19 protein-coding genes are annotated in these 20932 nt (G+C 64.3%); 3 read left to right on the forward strand and 16 right to left on the reverse strand.

What is annotated here, in order from left to right; translation table 11 throughout:
- Positions 1-25 precede the first annotated feature (25 nt).
- From glmM to ACS8YF_RS11355, 4 genes are all read right to left on the reverse strand, one after another.
- Positions 26-1408 (reverse strand): phosphoglucosamine mutase, encoded by a 1383-nt coding sequence (gene glmM, locus ACS8YF_RS11340; RefSeq protein ID WP_440850330.1) that lies wholly within the window; start codon positions 1406-1408, stop codon positions 26-28.
- Between the two features lie 43 nt (positions 1409-1451).
- Positions 1452-2312 carry a dihydropteroate synthase gene (gene folP, locus ACS8YF_RS11345; protein ID WP_440850331.1) on the reverse strand — a complete coding sequence of 287 codons (861 nt, stop codon included), beginning with the start codon at positions 2310-2312 and terminating at the stop codon, positions 1452-1454.
- 59 nt (positions 2313-2371) lie between these two features.
- Positions 2372-4336, reverse strand: a complete 1965-nt coding sequence (ftsH, locus tag ACS8YF_RS11350; protein WP_440850332.1) for an ATP-dependent zinc metalloprotease FtsH — start codon at positions 4334-4336, stop codon at positions 2372-2374.
- A gap of 122 nt (positions 4337-4458) precedes the next feature.
- A complete protein-coding gene (locus ACS8YF_RS11355) occupies positions 4459-5079 on the reverse strand; it encodes an RlmE family RNA methyltransferase (protein WP_440850333.1) in 621 nt (206 codons plus the stop codon).
- Positions 5080-5118: 39 nt separating this feature from the next.
- Here ACS8YF_RS11355 and ACS8YF_RS11360 point away from each other — a divergent pair, with 39 nt between their 5' ends.
- On the forward strand, positions 5119-5409 hold the full coding sequence (locus ACS8YF_RS11360; protein WP_440850334.1) for a YhbY family RNA-binding protein: 291 nt from the start codon (positions 5119-5121) through the stop codon (positions 5407-5409).
- 21 nt (positions 5410-5430) lie between these two features.
- Here ACS8YF_RS11360 and greA read toward each other — a convergent pair whose 3' ends face one another.
- From greA to ubiA, 3 genes are all read right to left on the reverse strand, one after another.
- A complete protein-coding gene (gene greA / locus ACS8YF_RS11365) occupies positions 5431-5913 on the reverse strand; it encodes a transcription elongation factor GreA (RefSeq protein WP_440850335.1) in 483 nt (160 codons plus the stop codon).
- Between the two features lie 131 nt (positions 5914-6044).
- Positions 6045-7403, reverse strand: coding sequence for an adenosylmethionine--8-amino-7-oxononanoate transaminase (locus tag ACS8YF_RS11370; RefSeq protein ID WP_440850336.1), 1359 nt, complete (start codon positions 7401-7403; stop codon positions 6045-6047).
- 132 nt (positions 7404-7535) lie between these two features.
- On the reverse strand, positions 7536-8411 hold the full coding sequence (ubiA, locus tag ACS8YF_RS11375) for a 4-hydroxybenzoate octaprenyltransferase (protein WP_440850337.1): 876 nt from the start codon (positions 8409-8411) through the stop codon (positions 7536-7538).
- Between the two features lie 159 nt (positions 8412-8570).
- Here ubiA and ACS8YF_RS11380 point away from each other — a divergent pair, with 159 nt between their 5' ends.
- Entirely contained in the window at positions 8571-9935 is a 1365-nt protein-coding gene (locus ACS8YF_RS11380; protein WP_440850338.1) for a glutamate--cysteine ligase, read from the forward strand.
- A gap of 216 nt (positions 9936-10151) precedes the next feature.
- Here ACS8YF_RS11380 and ACS8YF_RS11385 read toward each other — a convergent pair whose 3' ends face one another.
- Positions 10152-10895 (reverse strand): epoxyqueuosine reductase QueH, encoded by a 744-nt coding sequence (locus ACS8YF_RS11385; protein ID WP_440850339.1) that lies wholly within the window; start codon positions 10893-10895, stop codon positions 10152-10154.
- A gap of 77 nt (positions 10896-10972) precedes the next feature.
- Between ACS8YF_RS11385 and ACS8YF_RS11390 the strand changes: the two genes are divergently transcribed.
- The gene (locus tag ACS8YF_RS11390; RefSeq protein WP_440850340.1) at positions 10973-11284 is read left to right on the forward strand and encodes a hypothetical protein; all 312 of its coding nucleotides are present in this window, start codon (positions 10973-10975) and stop codon (positions 11282-11284) included.
- A 111-nt stretch (positions 11285-11395) separates the two neighbouring features.
- On the opposite strand, the gene ACS8YF_RS11395 is transcribed toward ACS8YF_RS11390, so the two are convergent.
- The 8 genes from ACS8YF_RS11395 to dnaJ all read right to left on the reverse strand — a co-directional run bounded on the left by ACS8YF_RS11395 (position 11396) and on the right by dnaJ (position 20903).
- Entirely contained in the window at positions 11396-11785 is a 390-nt protein-coding gene (locus ACS8YF_RS11395) for an ectoine synthase (RefSeq protein WP_440850341.1), read from the reverse strand.
- Positions 11786-11869: 84 nt separating this feature from the next.
- Positions 11870-13147: a diaminobutyrate--2-oxoglutarate transaminase gene (gene ectB / locus ACS8YF_RS11400; RefSeq protein ID WP_440850342.1), complete on the reverse strand. Its 1278-nt coding sequence runs from the start codon at positions 13145-13147 to the stop codon at positions 11870-11872.
- A gap of 42 nt (positions 13148-13189) precedes the next feature.
- Positions 13190-13774, reverse strand: a complete 585-nt coding sequence (gene ectA / locus ACS8YF_RS11405; RefSeq protein ID WP_440850378.1) for a diaminobutyrate acetyltransferase — start codon at positions 13772-13774, stop codon at positions 13190-13192.
- Between the two features lie 68 nt (positions 13775-13842).
- A complete protein-coding gene (carB, locus tag ACS8YF_RS11410) occupies positions 13843-17070 on the reverse strand; it encodes a carbamoyl-phosphate synthase large subunit (protein ID WP_440850343.1) in 3228 nt (1075 codons plus the stop codon).
- A 50-nt stretch (positions 17071-17120) separates the two neighbouring features.
- Positions 17121-17513: a GxxExxY protein gene (locus ACS8YF_RS11415; RefSeq protein WP_440850344.1), complete on the reverse strand. Its 393-nt coding sequence runs from the start codon at positions 17511-17513 to the stop codon at positions 17121-17123.
- 7 nt (positions 17514-17520) lie between these two features.
- Complete coding sequence (carA, locus tag ACS8YF_RS11420) at positions 17521-18657, reverse strand: glutamine-hydrolyzing carbamoyl-phosphate synthase small subunit (protein ID WP_440850345.1); 1137 nt, start codon at positions 18655-18657, stop codon at positions 17521-17523.
- Between the two features lie 268 nt (positions 18658-18925).
- Entirely contained in the window at positions 18926-19741 is an 816-nt protein-coding gene (gene dapB, locus ACS8YF_RS11425; protein WP_440850346.1) for a 4-hydroxy-tetrahydrodipicolinate reductase, read from the reverse strand.
- A gap of 25 nt (positions 19742-19766) precedes the next feature.
- On the reverse strand, positions 19767-20903 hold the full coding sequence (gene dnaJ / locus ACS8YF_RS11430; protein WP_440850347.1) for a molecular chaperone DnaJ: 1137 nt from the start codon (positions 20901-20903) through the stop codon (positions 19767-19769).
- Positions 20904-20932 lie beyond the last annotated feature (29 nt).

The raw sequence follows: 20932 nt of genomic DNA on the forward strand, positions 1-20932 counted from the left end.
TTGCGTGATGAATGGTGTGTCCGCCTCAGACCGCGGCCCGCTGATCGACCACATCGGCCAGGCTCCTGGCATGGCGCGCGACCGCTTCGCCGTCTCGCCCCTCGACCATCACCCGCAGCAGCGGCTCGGTGCCCGAGGGCCGTAATAATACGCGCCCGTCGCCGCCAAGTGCAGCCTCGACGTCGCTCACCGCCCGCATCACGCACGCGTCGGCCATCAGCGCGTCGGCCGTACCGCGCCCGACACGCACATTAATCAGCGTCTGCGGACACTTCTCCAGTGGGGCGACCAGCTGCGACAGAGGCTGGTTTCGATCACACATGGCGGCCAGCACCTGCAGCGCCGACACGGTGCCGTCCCCGGTGGTCGATCGATCCAGGCAGATCAAATGGCCGGAGGACTCCCCGCCCACCGTGCCGCCGCGCGCCAGCAGCCGCTCGAAGACATAGCGATCGCCGACGCGGGCGCGCTCGAACTCGATACCGCGCGCCTCGAGGGCCAGCGCCAGACCGAGGTTGCTCATGAGCGTGCCCACGACCGGACCGCGCAACTCTCCGGCCCGCTGGCGATCTTCGGCAATCACGTAGAGCAACTGATCTCCGTCGACGACGGCGCCCTTCTCGTCGACCATGATGCAGCGGTCGCCATCGCCGTCGAGGGCGACACCGGCATCGGCGCCGAGCCGCTGCACGGCCTCCACGATATGATCGGGATGGGTGGATCCGCAGTCCTGATTGATGTTCAGACCATCCGGGTTATTGCCGATCGCATGCACGGTGGCGCCCAGCTCGCGAAACACCTCCGGCGCCGTCTGGTAGGCCGCCCCATTGGCGCAGTCGACCACGAGCGCCAGGCCGCGCAGGCCGCCATTGGCCAGGCGCGCGGTGGATTTGCAGAACTCGATATAGCGGCCCGAGGCGCTTTCCACCCGTCGCGCGCGGCCCAGCTGGCCCGAGGCGACGCAGGCCAGCGGCTGCTCGAGCTCGGCTTCGATTTCGAGCTCGAGCGCGTCGTCCAGCTTCTGGCCATGGTGCGAGAAAAACTTCACGCCGTTGTCGGCGAAGGGGTTGTGTGACGCGCTGATCACCACGCCAGCCAGCGCGCGAAACGTCCGCGCCAGATAGGCGATGCCGGGCGTCGCCAGCGGGCCGACCAGCAACACGTCGACGCCGGCGGAGGCGAAACCGGCCTCGAGCGCCGATTCGAACATATAACCGGACAGCCGCGTGTCCTTACCGATGACCACGCACGGGCGCGCGCCGCGCACGGCATCGCTGCCGCGCTCGTTCAGGCGCCGCAGCAGCACGCGCCCGGCAGCCCAGCCCAGTCGCAACGCGAAATCCGGCGTCATCGGCGCTTGCCCGACCTCGCCCCGGATTCCATCGGTTCCAAAGTATTTCCGACCCACCTCGGTTCTCCCCGGTTGCTTGCTGCGGCCGCCCGACGCCGCGCTAGGCCGGCTTCAAGTGGCGAGCGAGACACACCATCTGCGCCGTCTGGCGGACATCGTGACAGCGTATGATACCCACGCCTTGAAGCGTGGCCCAGAACGCCGCGCCGAGGCTGGCATTGATGCGCGCCGGCATGTCGTCACACTCGAGCAGCTGCGCGAACATCGATTTGCGCGACACGCCCATCAACACCGGCCGACCGGCGACATGAAGCTCGCCGACGGCGCGCAGGAGCGCCAGGTTGTGCGCCAGCGTCTTGCCGAAGCCGAAGCCCGGGTCGACCACGATGCGCGCGGGGGCGAGGCCGGCCGCGCGACAGGCGGCGACGCGCTCCTGCAGGAAACCGCGCACTTCAGCCACGACATCGGTATAAGTCGGCGCGGACTGCATGCTCTCCGGCTCGCCCTGCATGTGCATGACACAGACCGCCGCATCGGCCGCGGCCGCGGCCTCAAGCGCGCCGGGGCGCGTCAGGCCACGGATGTCGTTGATCATGTCGGCCCCCGCCGCGCACGCGGCCCGAATCACCTCGGGACTGCTCGTGTCCATGGAGATAAAGACGTCGCTTTCCGCGCGGAGCGCCTCGACCACCGGCAGCACGCGATCGCATTCGGCCGCCGGCGATACCGGCGCGGCGCCGGGGCGGGTCGATTCGCCGCCGATATCGATGATGGCCGCGCCCTCCCCGATCATCGCGAGCGCGTGCCGGACCGCGGATTCCACGGTGACATAACGCCCGCCATCGGAAAACGAATCGGGCGTGACGTTGAGCACGCCCATCACGGCGGGCTCGGCCAGTGACACGCTGCGATTCGCGCCAGCGAGTACAGCGGCCGGCGTCTGGTTGCCGTTTGTATTCATACGCGACCCATAAAAAAACCGGCGGCCCCGGACCCGGAACCGCCGGCTCGATCGATCGGCTACGACTGCCGGTTATGCGCCGGGCTGGGCACGCTGTCGCCGCCCCGCTTGCCGGTATCCGACTCGCCGGCGCTCTCGCCGTGGCCGACACTCGCACCGGAGCCACCGTTGCCCGGCCCCGACGGATCGGAATCGGTCCAGCTTTCCGGCGGGCCGGGCTCGTGGCCTTGCATGATCTCGTCGATCTGCTTGCGGTCGATGGTCTCGTATTTCATGAGCGCATCAGCCATGAGGTGCAGCTTGTCCATGTTGTCTTCGAGGATCTGCCGCGAACGCTCGTAGCAACTGTCGATGATCGAACGAATCTCTTCGTCGATGGCATGCACTGTCTCGTCGGAGATACCGCCGCCCTGGGCCGCGGCCTTGCCGAGGAAGGGCTCGCTGTCCTCCGTGTTGTAGGTAATCGGCCCCATGCGCTCGGACAACCCCCACTTGGTGACCATGTTGCGGGCGATCTCGGTCACGCGCTCGATGTCGTTGGAGGCCCCGGTCGTCACCATGTCCTTGCCATAGATGATCTCTTCGGCCAGACGACCACCGTACAGCGAACAGATCTGGCTGTTGAGCCGCTGCTTCGAGTAGCTGTAACGGTCTTCCTCGGGCAGGAACATGGTCACGCCCAGGGCACGCCCGCGCGGCACGATGGTGACCTTGTGCACCGGGTCATGCTGCGGCACCGACAAGCCGATGATCGCATGGCCGGCCTCGTGATAGGCCGTCATGCGCTTATCGTCCTCGTTCATGATCATGGACTTGCGCTCGGCGCCCATCATGATCTTGTCCTTGGCACGCTCGAAGTCGTCCTGCGTGACCTCATTCTTGTTGGCACGCGCGGCGAACAGCGCCGCCTCGTTGACGAGGTTGGCCAGGTCCGCGCCGGAAAAGCCCGGGCAACCGCGCGCCAGGATGCTCGGCTTGACGTTTTCATGCACCGGCACATTCTTCATGTGCACTTTCAGGATCTGCTCGCGACCGCGCACGTCCGGCAGCGGCACCACGACCTGGCGGTCGAAGCGGCCCGGGCGCAGGAGCGCCGGATCGAGCACGTCCGGGCGGTTGGTGGCGGCGATCACGATCACGCCCTCACTGCCCTCGAAGCCGTCCATCTCGACCAGCAACTGGTTCAGCGTCTGCTCGCGCTCGTCATGCCCGCCGCCGAGACCGGCGCCGCGCTGACGGCCGACCGCATCGATCTCGTCGATGAAGATGATGCAGGGCGCCTGTTTCTTGGCCTGCTCGAACATGTCGCGGACACGCGATGCACCCACGCCGACGAACATTTCGACGAAGTCGGAGCCCGAGATCGAGAAGAACGGCACCCCGGCCTCGCCGGCGATCGCCTTCGCGAGCAGCGTCTTGCCGGTACCCGGCGACCCCACCATGAGCACGCCACGCGGAATCTTGCCGCCCACGCGCTGGAACTTGGATGGGTCGGACAGGAACTCGACCAACTCCTGGACTTCGGACTTGGCTTCCTCGACGCCGGCCACATCCGCGAACGTCAGCTTGATCTGGTCGGCGGCCATCATCTTGGCCTTGGACTTGCCGAACGACATCGCGCCACCGCCCTTGCCGCCGCCCTGCATCTGGCGCATGAAGTAGATCCAGACACCGATCAACAGCAGGAACGGGAACCAGGAGATCAGTATCTGCTTGAGAAACGACCCCTGATTCGGCGGCTCGCCGGTGATCTCGACATTGTGATCGAGCAGCGTGCCGATCATGGCCTTGTTATCGGTTTCCGGGCTGTAGGTATGAAACTTCTGCCCGGAACTCAACTGCCCCGAGATGTTGTGATCCTCAATGTGTACCTGGGATACATTGTCGTTCTTGACCTTCGTCAGAAAGTCGGAATACGCCATGCTCGAGCCCGTCGAGCCCGACGGCGCGAAGCTGGAAAACACGCTCATCAACACGAGCGCGATCACCACCCAGAGCAGCAGATTCTTCGCAAGTTCGTTCAAGATCGTCGTCCTCGATCACCGACGCCGGCGATCGTATTTGGTTATTCGGTCGGCTATCTGCCGACAGTGTAAACCATCATGTACTCAAACCACCCACCAGGCGATGCAAGCGAAAAGCGGCGTCAGCCGTCTCGCCAGCCGGTGCCCAGCAGGTACATTTCGCGGCTCGCATCGCGCGAGGCCTTGGGCTTGCGCGTCATGACCCGGGCAAAGCGCTTTCGCGTGTCGGCCAGAAGCTCATCGAAGCCCTCGCCCTGAAAAACCTTGATCAGCAGTGCCCCGCCAGGCCGCAGCACGTCGTCGCACAGCGCCAGGGACAACTCGGCCAGCTGCATCACGCCGGCCTGATCTGCTGCCTTCACACCTGTCAGATTGGGGGCCATATCGGAAAGTACAAGATCCACGCCCGCGCCATCGAGCTCGGCCATGAGCGCATCGAGCCCCGCCTGCTCGGCGAAATCCACCTGCAGGAAACGCACCCCGTCGATGCCGTCCATGGGCAGGCGATCGAGCGCGATGACCCGGGCCTCCGGTTTCCGGCGGCGCACGTACTGACTCCAACCGCCCGGTGCGGCGCCAAGATCGACCACGCAACGCGCGCGCACGAGCAATCGGTCCTTGTCGTCGATCTCGGCCAGCTTGTAGGCCGCCCGCGACCGGTAATGGTCGGACTGCGCGGCCTTGACGTAGGGGTCGGCGCGATGCGCCGCCAACCAGCGCTTGGTGTCACTCCGCTTGCTCATGGCCGTATACTATTGGTTTGCTGATGAACACTGGACACCATGCCCGTCGCCCTGGATAAATCGACCCGCCTGGCGCTGAAGAAACAGGCCCACCACCTCAAACCGATCGTGCAATCGGGGGCAGCCGGCCTGAGCGAGGGCGTGCTTGCGGAAATGGATCGGGCCCTGACCGATCACGAGCTGGTCAAGGTCAAGCTCGTGGCCGACGACAAGGCCTCGTTCAACACCGAAGTCGAACAAGCCTGCGCCGCACTCGATGCCGCCTGCGTGCAGCAGATCGGCCGGACCGCGACGCTGTATCGGCCCAATCCGGAAAAAAGCGACGGCTGAGGCCGCCGCACTCGGGCTTACTCAGCGATAGCGCACCTCGACCACCTCGAGCGTTCGCTTGCCACCGGGCACGTCGACATCCACGACGTCGCCCTCGCTCTTGCCGATCAGCGCGCGTGCGATCGGCGACGCAAACGACAGCAGGCCCTTCTTGATATCGGCCTCGTCCTCGCCCACGATCTGGTACGTCAACTCGTCGCCGGAATCCTCATCCGCCAGATCCACGGTGGCGCCGAAGATGATGCGCCCGTTGGCCTGGGCGCCGGCCTTGGCCACGTCGACGATCTGGGCCGAGGCCAGCTTGGCCTCGACCTCGGCGATCCGGCCCTCGTTGAAGCTCTGCTCTTCCTTCGCGGCGTGGTATTCCGCGTTCTCCTTGAGATCGCCGTGCGCGCGCGCTTCCTCGATCGCGGCGACGATGCGCGGACGCTCTTTCTTCTTCAGGCGTTCAAGTTCCTGGCGCAGCGCCTGCGCGCCGCTTTCGGTCAGTGGCGTACGGTCCATGAAACCACCTCGGCATGATTCATAGCATGGAAAACAAAACGGTCGCCCGAGACGGCGACCGCTTCGCGACTCAACTGGGGACGTAAGGCTGTGCCATTACGCCAATCGCACAGGCTAGCAGCGTGCGTGATTCAAGTCGAGACAGCTTGATCGATACCCTCGGCGGCCACTTCCGCCAGGTGATCGATCTGCTCCGGCGTGATGACGTAAGGCGGCATGAAATAGATCGTGTCACCCAGCGGCCGCAGCAACGACTGACGGGTCAGTCCGTGCCGGTAGACCGACAGGCCGCGTCGTTCGCGCCAGTCGAACGGCGTGCGACTGGCCTTGTCCTTGACCATCTCGATGGCCAGCACCATGCCGGTCTGGCGCACTTCGGCCACATGCGGATGATCGGCCAGCGGCGCAGTCGCACGGGCCATGCGCTCGGCGAGCACACGATTGGCGTTGATCTGGTCCCGCGCCGCAAATTCGTCGAGCGTGGCGAGCGCCGCGGCACAGGCCAGCGGATTGCCGGTGTAGGAATGCGAATGCAGGAAGGCGGTGAGGTTTTCGTATTCGTCGTAGAACGCGGCGTAGACGTCATCGGTGGTCAATGCCACGGACATCGGCAGGTAGCCCGCCGTGATCCCCTTGGACAGACACATGAAATCGGGCGTGATGCCGTGCGCCCCCGCCTGTTCGCAGGCGAACAGCGTGCCGGTGCGACCGAAACCGGTGGCGATCTCGTCGGCGATCAGATGCACGTTGTAGCGGTCGCAGGCCTCGCGCAGCAGCTCCAGATAGACCGGATGATACATCCGCATGTGCCCGGCACATTGCAGCAGCGGCTCGACGATCACGGCACAGGTCTCGTGCGCGTGCTTGGCGAGCAAGGCCTCCATGTGGACGAACATCTGCCGGCTGTGCTCTTCCCAGGACACGCCCGCCTCACGATGGAAACAATCCGGCGACGGCGCGGTCAGCGGCTTGAGCAACAGCGGCTCGTAGGTCTTCTTGTACAAAGCGACATCGCCGACCGCCAGCGCGCCCAGCGTTTCGCCGTGGTAGCTGTTGCCGAGATTGATGAAGCGCGTCTTTTCGCCGTGGCCGGTATTGAGCCAGTAGTGAAAGCTCATCTTGAGCGCGACTTCCACTGCCGCCGAGCCATTGTCGGCATAGAACACCTTGTTCAATCCCTCCGGCGAGATGTCCACCAGGCGCTCGGCGAGTTCGACCGCCGGCTCGTGGGTGAACCCGGCCAGCATGACGTGCTCGAGGGTATCCAGCTGGGTCTTGATCCGGTCGTTGATCGCCGGATTGGCGTGACCGAATATGTTCACCCACCAGGAACTGACCGCATCGATATAGCGATTGCCGTCGAAATCCTCCAGCCACACGCCCTCGCCGCGCCGCATCGGAATCGGCGGCAGTTTTTGCGTGTCCTTCATCTGTGTGCAGGGATGCCACAGTACGTTGAGATCGCGGGCGATCAGTTCCTGATTGGTCATGAGTCAAGCTTTTTACTGAATGAACGGCGCCGGGCCGGGGTCGCCGACCTGACGACCCGTGCCCCGGCGTTCGACGTGACCGGCCATCGCCGATCCCGGGCAGCGGCTATCGACCCGGAGCCCCGGCCTGTTCTACAACAGCGCGAGGTCCAGAACCAGGCCGACGAAGATCACGCCGCCCAGAAAATTATGCTGCATGAATACCTTGAAACAGGATTCCCGATCCCTCGCGCGCGTGATCCATTGGTGGTACACCGACATGGTCGCCGCCCCGGCCAGCCCAAGATAGTAGAAAAAACCCAGCGCGAACATCAGGCCCACCACCACCAGCAGGGCATAGAACAGACACTGAAACGCGCCGATGATGGCGCGGTCGCGCTCGCCCCAGAGGACAGCCGTGGATTTCACGCCGATCCGGAGATCGTCGTCCCGGTCGACCATGGCGTAATAGGTATCGTAGATGAGCGCCCAGATGAGCGTCGCGATGAACAGAACCCAGCCGCCGGCCGGCACGTGCCCGCTCTGGGCCGCGAATGCCATCGGTACCGCCCAGCCGAACGCCGCGCCCAGAAACATCTGCGGCCAGTGGGTGACACGCTTGGTGAACGGATACAACGCCGCCAGGGCCAAACCGACAAAAGCCATGGCGATGGTCAGCCCGTTCAACGTAAGCACCAGCGCAAACGCGGCCAGACAAAGCAGCGCGAACAGAACCAATGCTTCCTTCTCGCCGACTTCACCGGTGGCGAGCGGACGCGCCTTGGTGCGCTTGACGTGGCCATCAATATGGCGATCGGCATAGTCGTTCATCACGCAGCCGGCCGAGCGCATGAGCACGGCACCGAAGACGAAAACGAACAACACCCAGAGGTTCGGCATACCGCGCGCGGCGAGCCATAACGCCCAGAGCATCGGCCACACCACCAGGAAAATCCCGATCGGCTTGTTCAGGCGCGTGAGTCGCAGATAGCACTCGGGCTTGCCGGCGAGCGGGGGTGTCGTGGCCATCACGAAATCCTTTGCGGCCGTCGCGGGCCGGTCGATGAAAACGGTTATCGGGGCGCGTGCGCGGTGCAGCTACCCTCGCGCAACCCCGAAACGTTACCATGTCGCAAAATTCCGGCGGCTTCGCTCCCCAGGGTGCGGCGCTCGCCCTCGGGAGAACCCATGTCCGCTCCTTCTCAGTCCGGCGGTGCGCCGATCACCGACGAGCGCCAGCTGGTCGCCTATTTCGAAGATGCCTGCAAGCCGCCGAGCCGCTGGCGCCTGGGCACCGAGCACGAAAAGTTCGTATTCGATCGTGACACGCTGCGCCCGCTGCCGTTCGACGGCGAGCAGAGCATCTCGACTTTCCTGGACAAACTCCAGCGTTTCGGCTGGCAGCCGATGGTCGAGGACGGTCGCATTGTCGCGCTTGAGCTCGACCAGTGCCACATCACGCTCGAACCCGGCGGCCAGCTCGAACTCGCGGGTGCGCCGCTGTATACCATCCACGAGACCTGCGACGAAATCCATATCCATCTGCGCCAGGTCAAGGAAGTCGCCGCGGAAATGAATGTCGGCCTGATCGGGCTCGGCTTTCAGCCCAAGTGGCCGCGCGCGGATTGCCCGTGGATGCCCAAGGCGCGCTACGAGATCATGAAGTCTTATATGCCCAAGAAAGGCGATCTCGGCATCGACATGATGCTGCGCACCGCCACCGTGCAGGTGAACATCGACTACGGCTCCGAAGCCGACATGATCAAGAAGTTCCGCGTCGGGCTCGCGCTGCAGCCCATCGCCACCGCACTGTTCGCCAATTCCCCGTTCAAGGAAGGCCGGCCCAACGGCTTTGTCTCCTACCGCAGCCATATCTGGACCGATACCGATCCGGATCGCTGCGGCATGCTCGACTGGGTGTTCGACGAGGCGATGGGCTTCGAACGCTACAAGGAATTCGCGCTCGACGTGCCGATGTACTTCGTCTATCGCGACGGGCGCTACATCGATGCCTCCGGCCAGTCGTTCCGCGATTTCCTTGCGGGCAAACTGCCGGCATTGCCGGGCGAGCGCCCGACCATGGGCGATTGGGACGATCACCTGACCACCATCTTCCCCGAGGTGCGCCTGAAACGCTTCATGGAAATGCGCGGCGCCGATGGCGGCCCGTGGCGTCGCCTGTGTGCCCTGCCGGCGCTCTGGGCGGGGCTTTGCTACGACAGTGTGGCGCTGGACGAAGCCTGGAACCTGGTGGCCGACTTCACGCGCGAAGAACGCAACCATCTGCGCGATCAGGCGCCGACACACGGCCTGAAAACCCCGTTTCGGGGCGGCACGCTGGGCGACATTGCACGCGAAACCATAAAGATCGCGCAAAACGGCCTGCGCCGGCGCGCGCAACTGGATAGCCTGGATCGCGACGAATCGATGTTTCTGGAACAGTTGGCGGAGATCGCCGAGACCGGCGTCACGCCGGCCGAGCACCTGTTGGCGCTGTACAACGGCCGCTGGAATCACTCGGTCGATCCGGTATTCGAGGAATTCGCCTACTGAGCCCGGTGGGCTCGAAAGCCCGATCGCGACCTGCCATCGGGCGGTGACAACAACACCGCTGTCGCGTTGCCGCATTCCGTGGGCGCTGCGCGCCCAATCGGCCGCGCATGTTCGCGGCACGGTGAAGCCGAAACCGCCGCCGACCCATGCCGCCGCGCCGCGGCCATGACCGGCGCCGGGTTCAATTTCCGCTGGCGCGGTACAGCGCGCCGCGCCTTAATTGTCCGAGGCCACCTTCGATTGCAGCCAGGGATATTCGCCGCGCCCGTTGTCGGCCGGCAGCGGACTCTTGACCGCCTCGCGCCCGTAGAACTTGACGCCCTTCTGGATCCGCTCGCGGCCCATTTCACGCCGGTGCTTGTTGGTATCGCGCAGGCTGTACACGCAGCCGCAATATTCCTGCTGATAGAACGCCTCGCGCTTGGCGATCTCGATCATGCGCGCCGCACCGCCTTTCTTGCGCCAGTTGAGCGTCCAGTAGCGGATCTCCGGATAGCGCGCGGTCGCACGTACGCCGGCTTCGTTGATCTGCGCCATGTTCTTCCAGCGCGAGATCCCCAGCGTCGACGAAATCATGTGATAACCGTTCTCCGCCGCGAACAGCGCGGTGCGCTCGAAACGCATGTCGAAGCAGACGGTGCAGCGACGCCCGCGCTCCGGCTCGTCCTCGAGCCCGCGAATTCGGTCGAACCAGTTGTCGGTATCGTAGTCGCCGTCGATATGCGGAATGCCGAGCTCGTCGCAGTAGCGCGCGTCCTCGGCCTTGCGCATTTCGTACTCGGCCTGGGGATGGATGTTCGGATTGTAGAAATACACCGTGACATCGATGCCCGATGCCTTGACCGCCGCCAGCACCTCGCCGGCACAGGGCGCGCAGCAGGAATGCATGAGCAGCCGGGTGCCGGGCTCGGGCGGCACGAGTGTCGGGCGTTCGTAGTTGTCGAGGCTGTAGGAGTTCATGTCGCGCGCCGGTCTTGCGATGTCATACTTATCCCCATTGTCCGTATTCACGGACGCTGCGTCCACGAGGGAGCCGCATGCAGAAAGGCAGTCTGGTCATGGCCATCATCTGGATGGCGGTCATTTCTCTGTTGTTGTTCTGGCTGCCACTGGCCGGTCCACTGCTCGCCGGATTCGTCGGCGGGCGCACTGCCGGCAACGCCGGGCGCGGCCTGTTGGCGGCGATTCTGCCGGCGCTGGTCCTGTGCCTGATGCTGATGGCCACCGGCACCGCATTGACCGGCTTGCCGGTGATCGGCGCCCTCGCCTCGATCAGCCTGTTCCTGGTCATCGTCATCCAGGGTTTTCCGCTTCTCGTGGGCGCCCTGATCGGTGGATTGACGGCCTGATCCCGCGGCGCGACTTGGCGGCAACACGCACGCCAATGCGCGATGAACCCAAAAAAACCCCGGCGGAAGCCGCCGGGGTTTTGTCACGCATGCAGCGCCGAACGCACCGGATCAGTCGTCCGGCGGCACGTAGGCGCCGTCTTCGTCGTGAATCTCACGCCCGGTGACCGGCGGGTTGAAGGCACAGACGAGCTTCATCTCGGTCTTGGCCTTGAGCGTATGCCGGTCGTGATTGTCAAGCGCGTAGACCGTGCCCGGCTTGATCTCGAACTCTTCGCCGGTGTCGCGATTCACGATGCTGCCTTCGCCCTGGTAGCAGAACACCGCTTCGAAGTGGTGCTTGTACCACATGTCGAATTCGAGGCCCGGCGGAAAGGTGGTTTCGTGGAACGAAAAACCCATGCCGTCGCTGGCAAGAAGCCAGCGGACGCTGGTCCAGCCACCCGGGCTGACCACTTCACGATCGGTGCCACGCAGATCCTCGGTGCGGACGATCTTCATATCGACTCCTTTGTTGGTTTACAGCAACGCTTTCATGCTACAGCAAAGTGCCCTCGCCGATAGCACGAATTCGAACGCCCGGGTTCAGGCCGCGCTGTGCAACAGGCCATGCTTGTCGAGAACGGTCTTGATCGCGGTTTCGAGAATATCCAGACCGGCCTCGATATCGGCGTCCGGGGTGATCAGCGGCGGCATGACCTTGATCACGTTATCGTCCGGCCCGGCGGTTTCGCAGATAAGGTGGTTCTTGAAGCACTCGGCCGCGATCTCGTCGGCCAACTCGGCCTGCGCGCAATCGATGCCGATGAAGAACCCGCGCCCGCGGACCTCGGCCTTGAACGCCGGGTTGGCACCCAGGATGCCATTGAGGCGTTCCTTGATGCGATCGCTCATGCGCAGCACGGATTTTTCCAGCTTGTCGTCGCGCCAATAGTGCTCCAGCGCTGCCGATGCGGTGACGAATGCATGATTGTTACCGCGGAAGGTGCCATTGTGCTCGCCCGGCGCCCAGATGTCGTACTCGGGCTTGATCATGGTGATCGCCAGCGGCAGGCCGTAACCCGACAACGACTTCGACACCGTGATGATGTCCGGGCTGATGCCCGCCGGCTCGAACGAGAAGAACGGCCCGGTGCGCCCCACGCCCGCCTGGATATCGTCGACGATCAGCAGCATGTCGTGCTCGCGGCACAAACGCTCGATCTTCTTCAGCCAGTCGAAGTCGGCCACGTTGATGCCGCCTTCGCCCTGGACCGTTTCCAGGATGATGGCCGCCGGCTTCTCCAGCCCCGAGGAGCTGTTCGTGAGCAACATCTCGAGGTCTTCGGCCGTGTCGCGGCCCTGGCCGAAATAGCCGCTGTAGGGCTGCGGAATCGCGCCCGGCATGTCCACGCCGGCACCGCCGCGCTTGGCCGCATTGCCGGTGACCGCCAGTGCGCCGAGCGTCATGCCGTGGTAGGCGTTGGTGAAGAACAGCACGCGATCGCGCCCTTTCACCTTGCGCGCAATCTTGAGGGCGGCCTCGACCGCGTTGGTGCCGGTCGGTCCCGGGAACTGGATCTTGTAGTCCATGCCCCGCGGTTTCATGATCACGTCCTCGAACGTCGCGAGGAACTTCTGCTTGGCGTCCGTGGCCATGTCCAGGCCGTGGGTCACGCCGTCGGATGCGATGTAGTCGAGCAGCGCCTTCTTCATGACCTCATCGTTGTGGCCGTAGTTGAGCGCGCCGGCGCCGGAGAAGAAGTCGAGGTACTCGGCGCCATCCTCGGTGGTCATCCTGTTGGCTTTGGCGTGGGTAAACACTTTCGGGAACGAGCGGACGTAACCGCGCACTTCCGATTCGAGACGGTTGATGATTTCCATTGAGAACTCCTGGCCCATGCGGGCGTTGGGTCTGGGTCTTGTCTAGTGTGACGCGCGTTCGACGCTGTCGCGGTCGAATGGGCCGATACGAAACAGAATTTCGGGCTCGTGGGGCTCGTCGGCCTCGAAATCGCCGAACATCTCGCTCGAGAACAGTTCGCTTTCGGCGACTTCGGTATCCAGACGGCGCGCCAGCCCGCGAAACAGGGCCTGCGACGGCTCGTTGCTGGGGCCGATGGTGGTATCCAGATAGTGCACATCGGCGCAGGCGTCGCGCTTGAGGATCTGGAACAGCATGCGCGTTGCCAGCCCCTTGCCGCGGCCGGCTTCGGCAACGCCGACCTGCCAGACGAACACGGTGTCCGGTTTTTCGGGGAGGATATAGGCCGTGATGAAACCCGCCAGCTCGCCGTCGATTTCGGCAACGACGCTCGTGCTGGCGTGATGCTCGCCAATGAGCATGTAGGCATAGGCCGAGTTCACATCCAGCACACCGAGTTCGTGCACCAGATGCAGAATGCCGGCACCGTCCTGCTTGCTCGGGGGCCGGAAATGGACTTCATCGGAAGTCGAAGAGTCAGTCTGTGAAATGGCTCTTGCTTTTCGGTTCGAATTTGCCTTGATTATACCATCCGCTCGTTTTTTTGCTGGCCGCGGCCATTGCGCGGCCAGCCCCGGCGGATTCCCGGCCCGGCCTATGCGGTGACCCGGGCCTGGATCTCCTGCAGCGCATACACATCCAGCGCCCGCTCGTCGGACAGCGCGGTCGCACTGGCCTGACCACCGGCGATGGTCGTGAAGTACGAGACCTTGTAACGCAACGACGTCATGCGGATCGAACGCGACTCCTCGATCGCCCGCTTGCCCTCGGTGGTGTTGACCACCAGCTGGATCTCGCCGTTCTTGATCATGTCGACGATATGCGGGCGGCCCTCCTTGACCTTGTTCACCGCCGTGCACTCGATTCCGGCCGCGGTCAGCGCCGACGCCGTACCACGGGTCGCAATGAGCGTGAAACCGGCGGCGACCAGTTCGCGCGCCATCTCGACCGCCAGCGGCTTGTCGGCATCGCGTACCGTGATCAGGGCGACGCCCGGGGCTTCGGGCAGGCCGATGCCGCTGGCGAGCTGCGACTTGGCGAACGCTTCGCCGAACGTCTTGCCCACGCCCATGACCTCGCCCGTCGACTTCATCTCCGGGCCCAGCAGCGGGTCGACGGTCGGGAACTTGGTGAACGGGAACACCGCCTCCTTGACCGCGAAGTGCGGCAGCTTGCGTTCGGCTCCCGTATTCTGATCGGCCAATGTCTGCCCGACCATGCAACGCGCGGCGATCTTGGCCAGCGGCATGCCGGTGGCCTTGGATACGAACGGCACGGTCCGCGACGCCCGCGGGTTGACCTCCAGCAGATAGACCTCGCCCGCCCGGATCGCAAACTGCACGTTCATCAGTCCGACGACCGACAACCCCTTGGCCAGGGCCGCGGTCTGACGCCGGACCTCGTCGAGCACATCGTCGCCCAGGCTGTACGGCGGCAGGCTGCAGGCCGAGTCGCCGGAGTGCACGCCAGCCTGCTCGATATGTTCCATGATGCCGCCGATGAAGACCTCGCTGCCATCGCAGATCGCATCCACGTCCAGCTCGATCGCATCCTCGAGGAAACGATCGAGCAGCACCGGAGAGTCGGGCGAGACCTTCACCGCGGCCGACATGTACTGCTGCAGATCCTCGGGCTCGTAGACGATCTCCATGGCCCGGCCACCCAGGACATAGGACGGCCGCACGACCATCGGAAAGCCGACTTCCTCGGCCAGGCGCATGGCCTCGGCCTCGGAACGCGCGCTGCGGTTGGCCGGCTGTTTGAGTCCCAGCTTGTTGACCAGGTTGAGGAAGCGGTCGCGGTCCTCGGCCAGGTCGATGGAATCCGGCGTGGTGCCGATGATCGGCGCACCGGCCGCTTCCAGCCGCCGTGCCAGCTTGAGCGGCGTCTGGCCGCCGTACTGCACGATCACGCCCTTCGGTTTTTCCACGTCGATGATCGACATGACGTCCTCGAAGGTCAGCGGCTCGAAATACAGCCGGTCGGAGGTGTCGTAATCGGTCGAGACCGTCTCCGGATTGCAGTTGACCATGATGGTCTCGTAGCCGTCCTCGCGCATGGCGAGCGCGGCATGCACACAACAGTAATCGAACTCGATGCCCTGGCCGATCCGGTTCGGCCCGCCGCCCAGCACCATGATCTTGTCGCGACTCGAGGGATTGGCCTCGCATTCCTCGTCGTAGGAGGAGTACTGGTAGGCGGTGGCGGTGGGAAATTCCGCGGCACAGGAATCGACCCGCTTGTACACCGGCACGATGCCATGGGTCAGCCGCGCGCGGCGCACCGCGAATTCGTCACAGCCGAGCAGCGTGGCCAGACGCAGGTCGGAAAAGCCCTTGCGCTTGTAGGCACGCAGCGTATCGGCGTCGAGATCGCCGATCGTGGAGTGGGCCAGCGCGCCTTCCATCTCGATGAGTTCGGCGATCTGGTCGAGGAACCAGACGTCGATATGCGTCAGCCGATGCACCTCGTCGATCGAGAAGCCGGCGCGGAAGGCGTCCGCCACATACCAGAGGCGCTCGGCGCGCGGTGTCGACAGTTCGCTGCGCAGCGTGTCCTGCGCCGCTTCAGTCGTGACATCGGCCAGTTTGGGCTCGAAACCGTCGGAGCCGATTTCGAGACTGCGCATCGCCTTCTGCAGCGATTCCTGGAAATTGCGGCCGATCGCCATCGCTTCGCCGACCGACTTCATCTGCGTGGTCAGGCGGTCGTCCGCAGTCGGGAATTTCTCGAACGTAAAGCGCGGCATCTTGGTGACGACATAATCGATCGACGGCTCGAACGATGCCGGCGTGGCGCCGCCCGTGATTTCGTTCTGCAGCTCATCGAGCGTGTAGCCGACCGCCAGCTTGGCCGCGACCTTGGCGATCGGGAAACCGGTGGCCTTGGAGGCCAGCGCCGAGGAACGCGACACGCGCGGGTTCATCTCGATGATGATCATGTCGCCGGTGGCCGGGTCGATCGCGAACTGGACGTTCGACCCGCCGGTGTCGACGCCGATCTTGCGCAGACAGGCCAGCGAGGCATCGCGCATCACCTGGTATTCGCGATCGGTCAGCGTCTGGGCCGGCGCGACCGTGATCGAGTCGCCGGTATGCACGCCCATGGCGTCCAGGTTCTCGATCGCACAGATGATGATGCAGTTGTCCGCGTGATCGCGGACCACTTCCATCTCGTATTCCTTCCAGCCCAGCACACTCTGTTCGAGCAGCACCTCGTTGGTGGGCGACAACTCCAGACCACGCGAGAGCAGATCCTCGAACTCCTCGCGGTTGTAGGCAATGCCGCCGCCGGTACCGCCCAGCGTGAACGAAGGCCGCATGATGATCGGGAAACCAATGCCGGCCTGCACCTGCTCGCCCTCGGCCATGGTATGGACCGTCTTCGACGCCGGCGTCTTGAGACCGATTTCGGTCATCGCCTCGCGGAAGGCGTTGCGATCCTCGGCCATGTCGATGGCATCGCGCGACGCGCCGATCATCTCGACGCCGTGCGCTTCGAGCACGCCGTTATAGAACAGATCCAGCGCACAATTGAGCGCGGTCTGGCCGCCCATCGTGGGCAGCAGCGCATCCGGCTTTTCCTTGGCGATCACCTTGGCCACCGTCTGCCAGGTGATCGGCTCGATATAGACCGCGTCCGCCGTTTCCGGATCGGTCATGATCGTGGCCGGATTGGAATTCACCAGAATGACGCGAAAGCCCTCGGCGGCGAGCGCCTTGCAGGCCTGCATGCCGGAATAATCGAATTCACAGGCCTGGCCGATCACGATCGGGCCGGCGCCGATGACGAGGATACTTTTTAGGTCTGTGCGTTTGGGCATGAAAACGTCCGCAAATTAACGCGAATTAACGCAAATGTAAGATAGATCAATCAGACGGGTGCGCTGTCGTTATGACCAGCGACCATCCGCTCGATACCGAGCCGCGCGGTTCGGAAATTCAAAAGCAGACCGGCGCTGATACCGCTGGCTTCGAGATAGTTCATCAACTGCGCCTCATGCTGGCGATGAAGTGCCGTCAACGCCTTGATCTCGACGATCAACTGGTTGTTGATGACAAAATCCGCGACATACTCACCCACCACAGAGCCTCGATACCACACGGTAAGCGGCTGTTGAGACTCGAAGGTCAAACCCTGGCGCCCTAATTCGATTGCGAGCGCATTGTGATAGACGACTTCCAGAAAGCCGGCCCCCAAGCCGTTCGACACCGCAGCCGCGCAACCAATAACACGCTCTGAAATCTTTTCTTCATTTGCGTGCATTACGCGTTCATTTGCGGACGGTTTTGCCTTCCATGAGTTTCATGAAACGCTCGAACAGCGGTCCGACGTCATGCGGGCCGGGGCTGGCTTCCGGGTGTCCCTGGAATGAGAATACCGGCGCGTCCGTGATCTCGATGCCCTGCAGCGTATGATCGAACAGAGAGCGATGGGTTACGCGGGCATTGTCCGGCAGACTGGCCTCGTCGATGGCGAAGCCGTGGTTCTGGCTGGTGATCATCACCTCGCCCGTGGCCACGTCCAGCACCGGATGGTTCGCGCCATGATGGCCGAACTTCATCTTCAAGCTCCGACCGCCGACGGCGAGCCCGAGAATCTGGTGGCCGAGACAGATACCGAAGGTCGGCAGCTTGCGCTCGATCAGCTCGCGGCAGGTCGCGATGGCGTAATCGCAGGGCTCCGGGTCGCCCGGGCCATTGGACAACAGAACGCCGTCCACGCCGAGGTCGATCACATCCCGGACCGCCGTTTTGGGCGGCACCACCGTCACCCGAGCGCCGCAGTCGACCAGCCGGCGCAGGATGTTGTACTTGACACCGTAATCGTAGACCGCGACCGCGAACCGGGGTTCGGCCGGCGCATGGCTGTCGTTGGGGCCGACCCAGCTGCCCTCGGTCCAGACATACGATTCGCGCGTTCCGGCAGCAGCCGCCAGGTCCGCGCCCTTGAGGCCCGGGAAACCACGCGCGGCGGCGATGGCCTCGTCCTCATCGATATCGTCACCGGCGACGATGGCGCCGTTCTGGGCCCCCTTTTCGCGCAGCAGACGCGTCAGGCGCCGTGTGTCGACATCGCCGATGCCCACGATCCCGTTAGCTTCCAAGTAACCGACCAGGCTGTCGTCGCTGCGCCAGTTGCTCGGCGCGCGTGGGACTTCGCGGATGATCAACCCGGCTGCCTGCACGCCGGCCGACTCGATGTCCTGGCCATTGGTCCCGGTATTGCCAATATGCGGATAGGTCAGTGTGACCATCTGCTGCCGGTAGGAGGGGTCGGTCAGGATTTCCTGATATCCCGTCATGGCAGTGTTGAACACCACCTCACCGACCGTTCGACCGCGCGCACCGATGGCGCGACCGCGAAAAATACTTCCGTCTTCGAGCGCAAGTATGGCTTTCGGGGGCAATGGGGGCTCCAGTACTGGAATGAGACAGGCCGCAAGGCGGCGAGAGTATAGCGATTTAGCGGCTTCGCTTCCAGCCGCTGAACCGGGCCTGGTGCTGTTGCATGCGACGCTGCGTTGCAGTTCACCCGGGTAGCAGGGCGACACCGCGGACACCGCGCTCGTTGCGCGTCGTCGTGCCGCGTTGCGGCGATGCGCCGTGTTTCCGGATACGGGCAACAGCGCCTGGCCAGGCACGAACCGCGCCCACAACCGATGACGGGGTCGTGCGTTACCGGTCCTGCGTCAGGCCGAGCACGTCGTTCATACCGTAGTGGCCGGGCGCCTGCCGCGCCGCCCAGGCGGCGGCCCGCATGGCCCCGCCGGCGAAGGTCTGGCGCGAACTGGCCTTGTGCGTGATTTCGATGCGCTCGCCCTCGCCCGCGAACATCACGGTGTGCTCGCCGACGATATCGCCGCCGCGCACGGTGGCAAAGCCGATGGTCCGGCGATCACGCGCGCCGGTATGGCCGTGGCGGGCATAAACGGCGCAGTCGTCGAGATTGCGCCCCGTGGCCTCGGCGGCGACTTCACCCAGCCTGAGCGCCGTACCCGAGGGCGCATCCACCTTGTGCCGGTGATGCGCTTCGATGATTTCGATGTCGACATCGTCGCCCAGCGCCGCGGCCGCACGGCGCACGAGATCCAGCGACAGATTGACGCCCGCGCTGTAATTCGGCGCCTGGACGATCGCGATGTCAGCGGCGGCTTCATCGATCTCGCGCTGCTGCTCACGCGAGTAGCCGGTGGTGCCGATCACCATCGCCGCGCCCTTCCGGCGGCAAACAGCCAGCGCCTCGATCGACGGTTCGGGAAGAGAGAAATCGACCAGGACATCGAAATCCGCGTCGGCGATGGTGCCGGAATCGGTCAGCACCACGCCGGTCTCCGCGATCCCGGCCAGACGGCCCGCGTCCACGCCGAGCGTATCGCTACCGGGGGCGCCGAAAGTGGCCGCCAGCTCGAGATCGGCGCGCCGGCCACAGGCCACGACCAGTTCGCGCCCCATGCGGCCGGCGGCCCCGTTGATCGCCACACGCGTACTCATAATCCCTCCTCTGCCCGGGATTCGATCAGCTCAGATGCTCACCAAAGAAACGTTTGGCCTTGTCCAGCCAGCCGGTGGTTGCCGGACTGTGGCTGCGACCGCTTTCCTGCAGGGAGTCCCGGAACTCCTCGAGCATCTTCTTTTGCTTGTTGTTGAGGTTTACCGGCGTTTCCACGCTCACCTTGACCAGCAGGTCGCCCGGCGAGGACGTGCGCACGGACTGCACCCCCTTGCCGCGCAGCCGGAAGGTCTTGCCCGACTGGGTCTCGGGTGGAACGCGCAGGCTGACCTTGCCCTTGAGCGTCGGCACGTCGATTTCGCCGCCCAGCGCGGCGGTGATCATGTCCACGGGCACGTTGGCGCGCAGGTTGTTGCCGTCGCGCACGAAGAACTCGTGCGGCTTGACGTTGATCTGCACGTACAGATCGCCCGCCGGCCCCCCCATTTCGCCGGCCTCGCCTTCGCCCGACAGGCGAATACGGTCACCGTTGTCGACGCCCGGCGGCACCTTTACCGACAGCGTCTTGGAGGACTGGATGCGGCCGTCGCCATTGCACTTCCGGCATGGGTTGCGGACCTTCTTGCCCGAGCCCTGGCAATCCGGACAAGTCTGCTGGATCGACAGGAACCCCTGCTGGATACGCACCTGGCCATGGCCATTACAGGTATCGCAGGTATCGACCGGCGAACCCGGCTCCGCCCCGTCGCCGCCACAGGCTTCACACTGCTCCAGCGTGGGGATACGGATCTCGATGGTATCGCCCTCGATCGCGGTTTCCAGATCGAGATCCAGGTCGTAGCGCAAATCCGCGCCGCGCGTGGCGCGCTGGCGGCCACCGCCCATGCCACCGCCGAAGATATCCGAAAAGATATCGCCGAAGATGTCGCCGAAGCCGCCGGCACCGGCGCCGCCGAAGCCGCCACCGCCGGCCGCGCCCCCGAGCCCGGCATGGCCGAACTGGTCGTAGGCGGCTTTTTTCTGATCGTCGGACAACACCTCGTAGGCCTCGGAGGCCTCCTTGAAGCGCGCTTCGGCCTGTTCGTCACCGGGATTACGGTCCGGGTGATTCTTCATGGCCAGACGGCGATAGGCCTTCTTGATCTCGTCCTGCGAGGCGTTTCTCGAAACGCCCAACACCTCGTAATAGTCGCGTTTTGCCATGATCGTTGCCCAAGATCCCTGATTGAACC

Origin of the sequence: Salinisphaera sp. SWV1 (assembly GCF_052044155.1) — a bacterium.
Taxonomy (GTDB): Bacteria; Pseudomonadota; Gammaproteobacteria; order Nevskiales; family Salinisphaeraceae; genus Salinisphaera.